Genomic DNA, 12,081 nt, shown 5'->3' with positions numbered 1-12,081 from the left:
TTCCTCTTATTTATGTAATGAAGGGAGGAGAGAAAGATGGAAGAGTGGATCAGGATGATAGGTAATGTGGGGTTTCCAATTGTTGTAACGCTATATTTACTACATCGCATTGAAAGTAAATTAGACGGAGTGATTGTTGCAATTGAGAAACTCCCTAAACAATTACTAAAGTAGGAAGATCCTCGCGATAGAAAGTAAAATAAAGTTTGCTCTTCGTGAGCAAACTTTATTTTTTATCCCGCATTAACTGCCCGTAAAAGTCCGATTGGTGAAGGCTAATAATCAGTGGGGGATGAACAAAACCCCCACTGATTAAAGTTTCACTTTATTGAGCAGTATATCCACCATCGATAACAACAGCTTGACCAGTTATGCCTTTTGCCTTTTCACTTGCTAAAAACATAGCATAATCTGCAATTTCTTGTACTTGCAACAAGCGCTTCTGCGGTACAAGAGGATAAATAATATCTTCTAAAACATTTTCAAGTGGTACATTTCGTGTAGTTGCTAAATCTTGTAGTTGATTTCGTACAAGGGGAGTATCAACATATCCGGGACAAAGAGCGTTTACAGTAATTCCATGAGTTGCTCCCTCTAAAGCAGCCACTTTTGTTAATCCGATTACGCCATGTTTCGCACTATTATAAGCAGCTTTTCCAGCAAATCCGACAAGGCCGTTAATAGAAGCGATATTAATAATTCGTCCATACTGTTGTTTCTTCATAATAGGAAAGGCAAGCTTGGTTGCAATAAATGGAGCAATTTGCATAATTTTAATAAGAAGTTCGAACTTATCCGTTGGAAAATCTTCAATTGGTGAGACGTGTTGCATGCCTGCGTTGTTAATTAATACGTCTAATGAACCGAAGTGAGTAACTGTTTGAGAAATTGCTGCTGCAATTTCTTCTTCAGCTGTAACGTCACATTTTAAACCGATAGCTTGATAGCCTTCTTTTTGCAATTGTTCAGCAGCTTCTTTTGCACGATCTTCAAGACGATCACTAATGACAACTTTAGCACCTTCTTTTGCGAAAGCACTTCCCATTTCATAACCAATACCGCTCGCAGCACCTGTTAAAAAGACAACTCGATTTGTAACCATGATGAAAAACACTCCTTCATAATAAAAGTTCTCTTATTGCTCTATTTAGAGAGGTGATAATGAAATTCCTGCAAACATTTGGAAAAATATATTTAGCTATCTTGTTTTGCAAAATAGTCTCTGCTATACTATTTTGTAAAGCAAGATACTTACGCTTATCTATCTTGTAAAACAAGATAGTGGGAGGATTTGAAATATGTCGACAAGTCAAATGCTAAAAGGGATTTTAGAAGGTTGCTTACTTGCTATTATTTCTGAAGGTGAAATATATGGTTATGAAATGAGTGAAAAACTAGCGAAATATGGTTTCACAATGGCGAGTGAGGGAAGTATTTATCCGTTATTAATACGAATGCAAAAGGAAGGATTAATAACAAGTGTGATGAAGGAATCTCCATCTGGTCCAAAGCGAAAATATTATACATTAACAGAAAAAGGCGAGGAAGCACTGGATGAATTTATGGATCGCTGGGAAGCGATGCAAAGTAGTGTAGAGCGTCTACTTGAAGGGAAGGGGAGAAAAAAATAATGCTATCAAATGAAGCGCGAAATTTTTTATTGGATATGAGATTATTTTTAACTGCAAAGAGTGTGAAAGAAAGCGATATTGAAAGCTTTTTAGAAGATGCAGAGTTGCATTTAATAGAAGGTGAGGGTGAAGGGAAAAGTGTAGAAGATATTTTCGGAAGTTCACCGAAAGAATACGCGAATGAACTTGTAAAAGTGATGGAAAGGGATAGACAGGAAACATGGAAGCAAATTGGGTTTACGGTAATGAATATCGTTTCGTTTTGGATTATTGCTTCTATTTTAATAGTTAATAATGGGATTTTACAGATTTCGCTTATTCAGTGTATTGGCTATAGTTTTACATTGATTTTAGCTGTTGTGGGTCCTAATTTTCTGCTTCGTAAAATGACATTTGTAACAAGTCTTACAAAAACGTGGTTTTCCATGTGGTTTTTAGTCATGATCGCGCCAATGTTTTTATTAGGAGCAGTTACGATATTAGATGTGATATATCCTACAACGATGTTTACGTTGACTCTAGTCCAAAGTTATATATTAGCTGGAGGGATCTTTATCCTCACGGTAGCTATAAATATATATTTTGAAGGATGGTTTAAAAACTTATATTTAATTATTCCGCTTTCTATTATGTTAGTGTTTAAAACATTTACATCGGAAGATCTTATGCCAATGTTATTTCAAATTGTATGCTTGTATGGAAGTTTATTTATTTTAATTTTCCTTGAAATTATGATGAAGGCGAATAGAAGAGAAACTGTTAAATAAGGGAGGGATAATAATGAAGGTTTCTAAAGAAGGGGGAAAGTTTTTAATCGATACGAAAGTGTATTTAATAACGAAGGGAATTAAAGAAGAAGATGTGGATACTTTTCTAGAGGATGCAGAACTGCATTTAATAGAAGGTGAGCAAGAGGGAAAGACGGTAAGTGACATATTTGGTGATTCGCCAAAAGCGTATGCGGAAGAATTGGCGAAAGAAATGGAGAAGGATAAAAGCGGGATTATAAAGAGTATTCTTGCGATGATAATTGGGGTTGGCGGGTACTGGATATTAACACATATTTTGTTTAATAATCCGAATCAGCAATTTACGCTAACAAATATACAGTTAATTGGCTATCCTATCGTCTTAATCATTACGATTATTGGAACAATTGTTGCCTTTAGAATGTCTTCTTTTAAAAATAAGTTTGTAGAGTTTGGGATTATTTACGTAATAGTAATGGTTCCTATCTTATTATTAGTATTATTGATGTTTATTGATAAATGGTACGGTACACCTATTTTGCAATTGTCGACAATACAAACATATATATTAGCAGCAAGTATCTTTTTATTACTTTTCATTGGAGAAGTGTATGTTCTTGGTTGGATGGGCGTTTTGGTGCTAATTGTTCCTTTGGCAATTATGTTTATATTTAAAGACTTAGAAGAAAGAAATGTATTTTGGGGAATTGCAAAGATTTTACTTATGTATGGAAGTATATATGGATTAATGCGATGGTATTTAAAAATTGAAGAGAGAAAAAGTATAAACTAGCTGTACGATACGAAAGTAACGAGCAAATAATTAGCAAACGGAATTTTCTATTAAGTGGGGTACAAATGTGCAAAATATATTTATATGTATATTAACTATTATGTTTCTAGGATTAGCAATTTTAGGGATCTATACTGCTTTCACCAAAAGAATACATGATGAATATTTTAATACTTTATTAGATGATACATCAGGATATGTTTTGTTTTTCGGTTTAATAGGAAAAGGGCTGCTTTGGATATGCAAAAAAGTATTTCCAAAGAAATATTATATTGGGATTTTTAGAGGGATTACATTTACTTTTAGTTGTATGTTTTTATTTCTCGCAGCCGGTATTTGGTTTGTTGATTGGAATATATTGTTTTGAACAGTAACAATATCGTTACTGTTTTTTTCTTTGTAATAAGGGACTTTGTAAAGAGAGCGCTTTTTGTTCATTTGTTAATAATGAATTGATGTGAACTTTATTAGGGCTAGGGACTATAGGGTACATAAGGTTCGATGGTGAATGGTGATGTTCAGAACCGGTTGGAGAGTGGGGATCTGCGTGCGTAAGTTTTCCATGAATTCGTCTTGTGAATAAAATATGACCAATTTCGTGAGCGAGGGTGTATATATTTTTCATTGGAGCAGCTGAGTTTGTTAGAACGATGTAACCAGTAAGTTGTTGTTGTTTCGCTAGAGAGTAAGCGCAAGCGATTACTGCGGTTTCTTTGAAATAATCACTGCCAATATAACAAATATAAAGGTCACATTCAGGAGCTTCGTTAACACAAGTTTGAAAAAAGGATGATAATTTTTCCTGACTTTGAATGGAGTTTTTATAACTAATTTCCCGATTAGAAAAACGGAAAAGCTCGTTTAGTACAATTACTTCTTTAATTTGAAATGTAATGGGATGCCAAATTGATTCTGCAACTGCTAAATCTTTTGCAATACGGTCGTCAGAAATATCGGCGCCTGGAGTAATGCAAACACATATGTTAATGTATGAATCCATAAGGAACACCTCAAATGAAAAAATTCTTTCTATAATATATGTGGGGAAAAGGTCCTATGTATGGATAAACGCCTTGTTTATTACACGAATATATAGACTACAAGTCGAAAAAATTTCATAGTTCTATAACGTAGTATGGTCATCTTTTTGATATAGTAAAGAAAAGGGGGAGAATATATGTATACATTAAAAATCGTTTCAGACAGAGAAGCTCTGTATCAATTTGCGAGCTATGTAAGAGTTGTGCAAGGGGTTGAAGGTGTATTTGTAGAGGTGGGAGAACCTTTATATGAACATCCATTAATGAAGTTTTATGTACATATTACAATTGAAGAAACATATGATCAGCATAAAGCGTTACAAGAAATAGCTAGATTAGTAGAATTAGGGCGTTTTACATATGTCCATTATAGCAATGAGGAAATTGAAGAAGCTTTTGAAGCTGTAAAATACGAAAGCTTTAAGAAATAAAGTGAAACTTTAATCAGTGGGGTGGTTTTTCATCCTCCGCTGATTATTAGCCCTCACCAATCGGGCTTTTACGGGCAGCCCGACCCCCACCTAACTTCTTTATTTTCGCTGAATTTTGAGGTAGGGGTCTTACTGCCCGCAAATAGCGGGATAACGGTAAAAAAAGGAAGCGGAAGCTTCCTTTTTTTATTGAAAATTACAGCAACAAAAGGAAGAGAATTTTGTTATGATAAGGAAGGGTGAGGAAAGGGGAGTTTACATATTGGGGTATATTGAAGAGTTACGCAAAGTAGTTGGTACGAGACCACTTATTTTAGTAGGATCAGCAATTATTATATTAAATGATAATCAAGAAGTATTGCTTCAATATCGTTCAGATACATATGATTGGGGTGTGCCTGGCGGGGCAATGGAACTGGGAGAAACGACAGAAGAAACTGCTCGTAGAGAATTATTCGAGGAGACGGGGCTAAGTGCAAAAATAATGCAATTTCTTGGTGTTCTTTCAGGAAAGGAAGTTTATTTCCGTTATCCAAATGGAGATGAAATTTTTAATGTGATTCATCTATATCAGGCACATCATGTAAGCGGAGAATTAAAGCTCGATCATGAAGGGTTACAACTTCAATATTTTCCAGTAGACAAGTTACCGAAATTGAATGAAACGACAGAGAAGATATTACAAAAATTCTTATATGCATTGACAGAATAGAAGGTTAATTCCTTCTATTTTTATTATATTAAATATTTTGATTTTTTGGTATGTTTATAGTATGATAATTGTAGACATACAACTTATGGAATTTCACCTAAAAACTTACTAGGTTACATAAGAGAGGGGCAAGTACAAAATGCATAATGTTGTCATTACAGCTGCAGTTCGTTCACCAATTGGAACTTTCGGAGGAGCACTAAAAAATATAACACCAGTAGAATTAGCTGTTCCTGTACTTCAGGAAGCTGTAAAAAGAGGCGGAGTAGAGCCACATGAAGTTGATGAAGTAATTTTAGGTCATTGTATTCAAAGAACTGATGAAGCAAATACGGCAAGAACAGCTGCATTAGCGGCAGGATTTCCTGATACAGTTACTGGTTATACAATTCAACGTCAATGTTCTTCAGGTATGCAAGCAATTATGTCTGCTGCAATGCAAATTCAATTAGGTGTAAGTGATATTGTTGTTGCAGGTGGAGTAGAGGCAATGAGCTCAAGCCCTTATGCATTAAAACAACACCGCTGGGGACAACGTCTACAGCACGGAGAAATTCGTGATACGGTGTGGGAAGTTTTAGAAGATCCGATTCACCATATTATGATGGGTGAAACAGCGGAAAATTTAGTTGAACAATATGAAATTACAAGAGAGGAACAAGATGAAGTTGCGCTTCGTAGCCACACATTAGCGTTGCAAGCGATTGAGTCTGGATACTTTGACGATCAAATTGTTCCTATTTCGATAAAAGAACGTAGAAAAGAAGTTGTATTTTCGAAGGATGAACATCCACGTGCAGATATTACAGCTGAAAAGTTAGCAGGATTAAAACCAGCTTTCCGTAAAGATGGATCAGTAACTGCAGGGAATTCATCTGGTCTTAATGACGGAAGTGCCGTTTTAGTATTAATGAGTGAAGAAAAGGCGAAAGAAAAAGGTTTACAACCGTTAGCTCGAATTGTTGGATATTCAGTAGCAGGTGTAGATCCGAAAATTATGGGTATTGGACCAGCACCAGCAATTCGCAAAGGGTTAGAAAAAGTAGATTGGTCATTAGAAGATGCAGATTTACTTGAAATCAATGAAGCTTTCGCTGCACAATACCTTGCTGTAGAGAAAGAGTTAGGGTTAGACCGTGAGAAAGTGAATGTAAACGGTAGTGGTGTAGGACTTGGACATCCAATCGGTTGTACAGGAGCTCGTATTACGGTGAGTTTAATTCACGAATTAAAAAGACGTGGATTAGAGAAAGGTATTGCCTCTCTATGCGTTGGAGGCGGTATTGGAGTAGCTTTATTTATAGAAGCATTATAAAAAAGAGGCAGCGATTGCTGCCTCTTTTTTATGACTCAAATAAGTGATGAAATAATCGATCGCGATTTTCAAAGAAAAGTTTCGTCGTTTGATAATGCTCTGTTTCTTCTAATGTCGATTCGTGAATCCCTTCTTGGGTTAAAGAGTATATAGTAGATTCAGGATAAGCCATTAAAATGGGAGAATGCGTTGCGATAACAAATTGTGAACCTTGTTCAGCTAGCTCGTGCATGCGAATGAGCATTGAAAGTTGCCTCATCGGTGATAAAGCTGCCTCAGGCTCATCTAAAATGTATAAACCTTGTCCTGAAAAGCGGTTCATAAATAATGAGAAGAATGATTCGCCGTGTGATTGTTTGTGTAGTGAGATACCACCATAAGATTTTATAGCATCTATTTCATCAATGTAAGAAGCAACGTTATAAAATGATTCAGCACGTAGAAAAAAGCCGTCTTTTGGGGTATTAAAACTTTTTGAAATTCGAATGTATTTATGTAAAGATGAGTGTGAATCGTACGTGTTAAAATGGAAGTTCTTCGTTCCACCTTCTGCATTAAAACCTAAAGCAACTGCAATCGCTTCGAGTAATGTTGATTTACCCGTTCCATTTTCTCCAATAATGAATGTTACATTTGGATGGAAAAGGAGCGATTGTAATGTTCGAATGGCGGGTAAACAGTAAGGATATGCGGAAAAGCTAGGGATATCTTCTTTTTTTAATGTGACACTTTTTAAAAAGGGTACGTCAATCAATATATAAACCTCAATTCATAAGGGATTTTGTTTCTAAAAAAGCAGCGAATACAAGTGTAAGACAACTTGCGAATAATAATGTATATTGAAGCATGCCAAAACCGAGACCTTCCCAGCCGAAAGTCATTCTCTTCCATATAAAAATGAAAAGAACGCTCATAAAGCTAAAGAGAGCAGGCATATATTTTATAATTTTCAAGTGCTTCCATAGAAAGAAGACAATGTATGTACTTAAAAACAAGGTAAACAGAACAAGAAAAAAGACAAGTGTTAACGACACGTGATCCTCCCTTATTTTCTGAATATTTCATGTGGATTATAACATTTAAACTATCATATTCCAATGTGAAAATAAATATTGCATAGAGATTGTTCATATCGTTATGATAATATGTATTCTATTGGAAATAGGAAGAGGAGTATTAAACAGTAATCAAAAAAGTAAACCATCATAGACATATGTATTAAAATGTAATTATGAACTTGTATATGTTGAAAGAATTTTTGGGGATGATTCATATGTCTATTGAAACATTGGAAAGATGGGATAATCCAGGTGTTTTATTTTAACTGTTTATCGAAATCAAAAAAAATGAAAAACGCTCTCCACAAGAAGAACTTGTTCAAGATTTGCTATCTATCATTCATGTATGTAGTCGTGAGATATATGATTGAGAAAATATAAAAAATGTCGAGGGATAAAGAGATATGAGAAGAGCATATTTTATAGAGATAAAACCGACAAATGAACAAATAACCAAGATTAATCAAACAATTGGAGTGTGTAGGTACGTTTACAATCTGTACCTCTCCAAAAACAAAGAGATGTATGAATCAGAGGGAAAGTTTTTGAGTGGATATGATTTTTCTAAATGGCTAAACAATGTCTATACAAAAGAATGTAGCCAATGGATTAAAAAGGTATCTAGTAAAGCGGTAAAACAGGCAATTATGAATGGAGATAAAGCTTTTAAAAGATTTTTTAAGGGTTTATCTGGATTTCCATGTTATAAGAAAAAGAAGAATCAAGATGTGAAATGCTATTTTCCTAAAAACAACAAAACAGATTGGACAGTAGAAAGACATAGAGTAAAAGTCCCAACGATTGGTTGGATGAGGTTAAAAGAATATGGGTATATCCCCAAAAACGCGATTGTAAAAAGTGGAACGATAGGTAAAAGAGCAGGAAGATATTTTGTATCTGTGCTTTGCGAATTGGAAGAAACAGAAAAGAAGCCACCTCTCAATCAAACAGGTTTAGGTATTGATTTAGGGGTGAAGGATTTCGCTATACGTAGCGACGGTATCGTTCATGAAAACATCAACAAAACAATACAAGTAAAAAAAATAGAAAAACGGTTAAGACGTGAGCAACGTTCTTTATCGCGTAAATTTGAAAATATAAAAAAGAGAGGTGAACAACCTGTTACTAAAAAAAGAGCGAATATAGATAAAAATATTCTTAGAGTGCAAAAACTACATGCCAGGCTAGCAAATATTCGATTAGCGTATGTAAAGTCTATTGTAAATGATGTGGCGAAAACCAAACCAACGTTTATTACAGTGGAAGATTTGAATGTGAAAGGTATGATGAAGAATAAACATCTATCTAAAGCAGTTACTAAGCAGTGCTTTTATACATTTAAAACATGGTTATTGACGAAATGTGAGGAATATGGAATTGAACTACGTCAAGTAGGCAGGTTCTATCCATCTTCAAAGCTATGTTCATGTTGCGGTCAAAAGAAAGCGAATGTAAAGCTATCTGACCGAGTATATATATGTGACTGTGGAAATGTAATGGATAGAGATTTGAACGCGTCAATCAATCTTTTACAAGCAAAAAAATATACAATACTAACGTGAATAGATTGTATATATGTACGGTGGGCTACATCGGAATTTACGCCTGTGGAGTGTTACAGCAAACTGTAGTAGCGAGTGATTGGCGAGACAGGACACGTAGAAGCAGGAATACTCTAAGAATATACATTTGTCTATATTTTTTGTAGCAGTTAAAATATGCCGTTTACATTTGCGCATCCAGCAGCTGTTCTCCCTTTTGCTAAGAAACATTCTAGTTATATTTCAGTGACGGCTCTTATATTAGGTAGTATGGCACCTGATTTTGAATATTTTTTACATTTTAGGCCATACGGTATTATTGGCCATACATGGGCTGGTTTCTTATATTTGAATTTACCACTCGTTTTTTTATTAGCATATGCATATCATCGTATTTTAAAAGGACCATTTATAACCCATTTACCTAAGCCTTTTGCTAGTTACTATAAATATGTAGTAGATGAGAAGTGGGGGCTTTATACTTGGAAAGATTTTTTTGTATTTTGCTATTCTGCTTTATTCGGTATGGTGACGCATGTCGTTTGGGATGCTTTTACCCATAAGACAGGCTATTTTGTTATGAAAATGCCGCTGTTACAGCAAGAAGTATATAGTATTCCGATGTATAAATTTTTACAGCATGGGAGTACATGTTTTGGTCTACTATTACTAATATATGTACTATGGAAATATAGGAGGGAAACTGATCAAGATACTAGTTTAACTTCGGAAAAAAAGAAATATTGGGCTTCAGCTATCATTGTGGCGGCCATTATATTTATCGTGCACGCCTTATTAGATCCCTATTTTCATATTTTCCAAATAGGAGGTATAATAGTATCTGGACTGACAAGTTCGTTTTGTGGACTTCTTATTGTTTCTATAGTTTACAAATCAAGGGACTAATATATTTTAATGAATGATAGTGTTAGGAGAAATTAAATGATGAAAGCATGGAAAAGTATTTTTGTTTTATGTAGTTTTCTTCTTATGTTAAGTGGTTGCTTCCATCAAGAAGAAAAGAAGGCAGAACCTAAGAAGAAAGAATCTATTCCAGAAACAAAAGAGTATGGTGGGCGTGAGCTTAAAAAAGTAGGACAAAAAGTGAAAGAAAAAGGGTGGGGGACATTTGAATTAGAACAGATTCATTCTGTGAATCAGACATTTGAAGTAGCCCCAATGAAAATTCACGTACAAGACGTTAAAGTTATCTCATTATCACAAATGAGCAAAGATGCAAAAAATACATTGAAAGTGTATACTGCATTAACTCCTGAAGAAGTAAAGCGTAGATTAGGAGATAAAGTGAGTCAAGAAGACGCTGAATTATATGCATCGTTAAGTGGAACAGAGATTAGCGATACGATTCGGTATGTTGAAATTACATATAAGGTAGAGAATAGTGGAAATAAGAACATGCAATTCTTCTCTATGAATGATGTTATTATTAATGACAAACAGCATTTTAATGTAGCGACTCAAAACTTTTTATATGAAGAAGACACACTTGTAGGCACAAAGAGTGTATCAAGGGAAGATTATAAGCCTGGTGAGACACGAGAAGGAATTATCGGTTTAATACTCGATGATGGAAAAGAGAAGGTAAAGGATATTAAGTTTACAACAGATGATTTAGCAGTGGGAGATACTCATGAAGCTGTTAAAGAGCCACAAACTTTCAATATCTCATTTTCTAAGTAAGGTGTGTACTTAAACGAAAACAGTCAGCATAAAAAGTTATGCTGACTGTTTTTTTAGCTCTTTCACATATGAATCTACACTTTGGAAAGGTACTGTAATTTTAAAAGCATCTTTTTGCTCGTTAAATTGTTTTTCATTATAAGGACCGAATCGTTTATTATGCTTTACATCGATAATCCAATAATGTTCACTTTTTTTATTTGTAATTGCTGCGTCAGGATTATTTGGATCTGATTTTTCCTCAATTTGTTTTGTGATAATGTATTTATCGTCCCAAGCAATTTCTGTAATTTTTGCAGGGATGTATTGTGTAGCATATACAGCATCCTGAGAGGGGAAAAGTTCAAATGCATCTCCAGAAGTATGTATGAGTTCATATTCATCGTTAATTGTATAAGTTAAATGGTTTGTATTGCCTGTACAACCTGTTAATAAGAGTGCGGCAAATAGGATTATCCATCTTTTCAATATGGGAACCTCCTTTACAATGCTGTTGTAACACATTGTACAAGAAAAGTAAGCGAAACGCCAGTTTACAATGTTTTTTAGAAGTGGTACGATGAAACGGGTAAAGAAGGATATGAAGGAGTCGACACAAAATGAAGTTAAAGATGCATCGTCCAGCGCTTGTAATGAATCGCATAGGTGCTTCCCTTATTGACATGTTTTTAATCTCAGTTACGTACGGTGCAGTAGTAGCTATTATTACCGGGAACTATAGTGCTATTTTCAATCGTTTTAATATAAGTTTAGGTGACTATAGATATGACCTTACACTTGTTTTCGTATTAATGGCTATAAATTTTATTGTGTTACCTTTTCTTTGGAACGGTTCTACACTTGGTAAAAAGGTAACAAGAACAAAAATAATCTCGTTAACAAGTGAAAAACTAACGTTACAAACATTAATAATACGATTTTTGGTATTATTATTACCAAGCATATTATTACTTGGAGTTCCATTAATATGCAATGTATATATGATGTTATTCCGCAAAGATAATTGTGGCTTCCATGATTTAATTGCAAAGACGAAAGTGATGAGTCTTGTATAATTAATATTTAAATTATAGGTGCTACTAATGAAATAAGACTTTTTATTGTTTGTAT

The 12,081-nt window shown here is 34.5% G+C and carries 17 protein-coding genes; 12 read left to right on the top strand and 5 right to left on the bottom strand.

What is annotated here, in order from left to right; translation table 11 throughout:
- Positions 1-36 precede the first annotated feature (36 nt).
- Positions 37-174, top strand: a complete 138-nt coding sequence (locus V7038_RS18125) for a YvrJ family protein (RefSeq protein ID WP_000393342.1) — start codon at positions 37-39, stop codon at positions 172-174.
- A gap of 151 nt (positions 175-325) precedes the next feature.
- Here the strand turns inward: V7038_RS18125 and V7038_RS18120 are convergent, their stop codons facing one another.
- The gene (locus V7038_RS18120) at positions 326-1,102 is read right to left on the bottom strand and encodes a 3-hydroxybutyrate dehydrogenase (protein ID WP_002111569.1); all 777 of its coding nucleotides are present in this window, start codon (positions 1,100-1,102) and stop codon (positions 326-328) included.
- A gap of 196 nt (positions 1,103-1,298) precedes the next feature.
- On the opposite strand from V7038_RS18120, the gene V7038_RS18115 reads away from it, so the two are divergent.
- The 4 genes from V7038_RS18115 to V7038_RS18100 all read left to right on the top strand — a co-directional run bounded on the left by V7038_RS18115 (position 1,299) and on the right by V7038_RS18100 (position 3,540).
- The gene (locus V7038_RS18115; protein ID WP_002111568.1) at positions 1,299-1,631 is read left to right on the top strand and encodes a PadR family transcriptional regulator; all 333 of its coding nucleotides are present in this window, start codon (positions 1,299-1,301) and stop codon (positions 1,629-1,631) included.
- Positions 1,631-2,398: a DUF1129 domain-containing protein gene (locus V7038_RS18110; RefSeq protein WP_002111567.1), complete on the top strand. Its 768-nt coding sequence runs from the start codon at positions 1,631-1,633 to the stop codon at positions 2,396-2,398. Before V7038_RS18115 ends, V7038_RS18110 begins: the two co-directional genes overlap by 1 nt.
- 13 nt (positions 2,399-2,411) lie before the next feature.
- On the top strand, positions 2,412-3,173 hold the full coding sequence (locus V7038_RS18105; RefSeq protein WP_070139920.1) for a DUF1129 domain-containing protein: 762 nt from the start codon (positions 2,412-2,414) through the stop codon (positions 3,171-3,173).
- Positions 3,174-3,240: 67 nt separating this feature from the next.
- A complete protein-coding gene (locus tag V7038_RS18100; protein ID WP_070139919.1) occupies positions 3,241-3,540 on the top strand; it encodes a DNA-binding protein in 300 nt (99 codons plus the stop codon).
- A 15-nt stretch (positions 3,541-3,555) separates the two neighbouring features.
- On the opposite strand, the gene V7038_RS18095 is transcribed toward V7038_RS18100, so the two are convergent.
- Positions 3,556-4,173 (bottom strand): ImmA/IrrE family metallo-endopeptidase, encoded by a 618-nt coding sequence (locus tag V7038_RS18095; protein ID WP_002199468.1) that lies wholly within the window; start codon positions 4,171-4,173, stop codon positions 3,556-3,558.
- 177 nt (positions 4,174-4,350) lie between these two features.
- Here V7038_RS18095 and V7038_RS18090 point away from each other — a divergent pair, with 177 nt between their 5' ends.
- The 3 genes from V7038_RS18090 (at position 4,351) to V7038_RS18080 (ending at position 6,671) form a co-directional block, all read left to right on the top strand.
- Positions 4,351-4,644: a DUF3928 family protein gene (locus tag V7038_RS18090; protein WP_070139918.1), complete on the top strand. Its 294-nt coding sequence runs from the start codon at positions 4,351-4,353 to the stop codon at positions 4,642-4,644.
- A gap of 262 nt (positions 4,645-4,906) precedes the next feature.
- The gene (locus tag V7038_RS18085; protein ID WP_002145954.1) at positions 4,907-5,356 is read left to right on the top strand and encodes an NUDIX hydrolase; all 450 of its coding nucleotides are present in this window, start codon (positions 4,907-4,909) and stop codon (positions 5,354-5,356) included.
- Between the two features lie 139 nt (positions 5,357-5,495).
- Entirely contained in the window at positions 5,496-6,671 is a 1,176-nt protein-coding gene (locus V7038_RS18080; RefSeq protein ID WP_002199469.1) for an acetyl-CoA C-acetyltransferase, read from the top strand.
- Between the two features lie 28 nt (positions 6,672-6,699).
- Here V7038_RS18080 and V7038_RS18075 read toward each other — a convergent pair whose 3' ends face one another.
- Together V7038_RS18075 and V7038_RS18070 are read right to left on the bottom strand one after the other, a co-directional pair.
- On the bottom strand, positions 6,700-7,425 hold the full coding sequence (locus tag V7038_RS18075) for an AAA family ATPase (RefSeq protein WP_070170544.1): 726 nt from the start codon (positions 7,423-7,425) through the stop codon (positions 6,700-6,702).
- Positions 7,426-7,435: 10 nt separating this feature from the next.
- On the bottom strand, positions 7,436-7,705 hold the full coding sequence (locus V7038_RS18070) for a hypothetical protein (RefSeq protein ID WP_070139916.1): 270 nt from the start codon (positions 7,703-7,705) through the stop codon (positions 7,436-7,438).
- 428 nt (positions 7,706-8,133) lie between these two features.
- Here V7038_RS18070 and V7038_RS18060 point away from each other — a divergent pair, with 428 nt between their 5' ends.
- The 3 genes from V7038_RS18060 to V7038_RS18050 all read left to right on the top strand — a co-directional run bounded on the left by V7038_RS18060 (position 8,134) and on the right by V7038_RS18050 (position 10,971).
- Complete coding sequence (locus V7038_RS18060) at positions 8,134-9,291, top strand: RNA-guided endonuclease InsQ/TnpB family protein (RefSeq protein ID WP_016106065.1); 1,158 nt, start codon at positions 8,134-8,136, stop codon at positions 9,289-9,291.
- A 156-nt stretch (positions 9,292-9,447) separates the two neighbouring features.
- Complete coding sequence (locus V7038_RS18055) at positions 9,448-10,176, top strand: DUF4184 family protein (RefSeq protein WP_070139914.1); 729 nt, start codon at positions 9,448-9,450, stop codon at positions 10,174-10,176.
- Positions 10,177-10,212: 36 nt separating this feature from the next.
- Positions 10,213-10,971 (top strand): hypothetical protein, encoded by a 759-nt coding sequence (locus V7038_RS18050; protein WP_016106063.1) that lies wholly within the window; start codon positions 10,213-10,215, stop codon positions 10,969-10,971.
- Between the two features lie 36 nt (positions 10,972-11,007).
- Here the strand turns inward: V7038_RS18050 and V7038_RS18045 are convergent, their stop codons facing one another.
- On the bottom strand, positions 11,008-11,439 hold the full coding sequence (locus V7038_RS18045; protein WP_002033805.1) for a DUF3997 domain-containing protein: 432 nt from the start codon (positions 11,437-11,439) through the stop codon (positions 11,008-11,010).
- Between the two features lie 131 nt (positions 11,440-11,570).
- On the opposite strand from V7038_RS18045, the gene V7038_RS18040 reads away from it, so the two are divergent.
- Entirely contained in the window at positions 11,571-12,026 is a 456-nt protein-coding gene (locus V7038_RS18040; RefSeq protein WP_002014800.1) for an RDD family protein, read from the top strand.
- Positions 12,027-12,081 lie beyond the last annotated feature (55 nt).

Origin of the sequence: Bacillus sp. JJ783 (assembly GCF_036963225.1) — a bacterium.
In the GTDB taxonomy this organism is placed as follows: domain Bacteria; phylum Bacillota; class Bacilli; order Bacillales; family Bacillaceae_G; genus Bacillus_A; species Bacillus_A cereus_U.
Note: the sequence above shows the minus strand (reverse complement) of the source record. Positions and strands in the feature narration are given on the sequence as shown.

Excerpts from the sequence above, each read along its gene's own strand:
- V7038_RS18090 (WP_070139918.1), top strand. The coding sequence starts at position 4,351 with ATGTATACATTAAAAATCGTTTCAGACAGAGAAGCTCTGTATCAATTT.
- V7038_RS18095 (WP_002199468.1), bottom strand. The coding sequence starts at position 4,173 with ATGGATTCATACATTAACATATGTGTTTGCATTACTCCAGGCGCCGAT.
- V7038_RS18120 (WP_002111569.1), bottom strand. The coding sequence starts at position 1,102 with ATGGTTACAAATCGAGTTGTCTTTTTAACAGGTGCTGCGAGCGGTATT.
- V7038_RS18115 (WP_002111568.1), top strand. The coding sequence starts at position 1,299 with ATGTCGACAAGTCAAATGCTAAAAGGGATTTTAGAAGGTTGCTTACTT.
- V7038_RS18125 (WP_000393342.1), top strand. The coding sequence starts at position 37 with ATGGAAGAGTGGATCAGGATGATAGGTAATGTGGGGTTTCCAATTGTT.
- V7038_RS18060 (WP_016106065.1), top strand. The coding sequence starts at position 8,134 with ATGAGAAGAGCATATTTTATAGAGATAAAACCGACAAATGAACAAATA.
- V7038_RS18080 (WP_002199469.1), top strand. The coding sequence starts at position 5,496 with ATGCATAATGTTGTCATTACAGCTGCAGTTCGTTCACCAATTGGAACT.
- V7038_RS18040 (WP_002014800.1), top strand. The coding sequence starts at position 11,571 with ATGAAGTTAAAGATGCATCGTCCAGCGCTTGTAATGAATCGCATAGGT.
- V7038_RS18050 (WP_016106063.1), top strand. The coding sequence starts at position 10,213 with ATGATGAAAGCATGGAAAAGTATTTTTGTTTTATGTAGTTTTCTTCTT.
- V7038_RS18110 (WP_002111567.1), top strand. The coding sequence starts at position 1,631 with ATGCTATCAAATGAAGCGCGAAATTTTTTATTGGATATGAGATTATTT.
- V7038_RS18055 (WP_070139914.1), top strand. The coding sequence starts at position 9,448 with ATGCCGTTTACATTTGCGCATCCAGCAGCTGTTCTCCCTTTTGCTAAG.
- V7038_RS18105 (WP_070139920.1), top strand. The coding sequence starts at position 2,412 with ATGAAGGTTTCTAAAGAAGGGGGAAAGTTTTTAATCGATACGAAAGTG.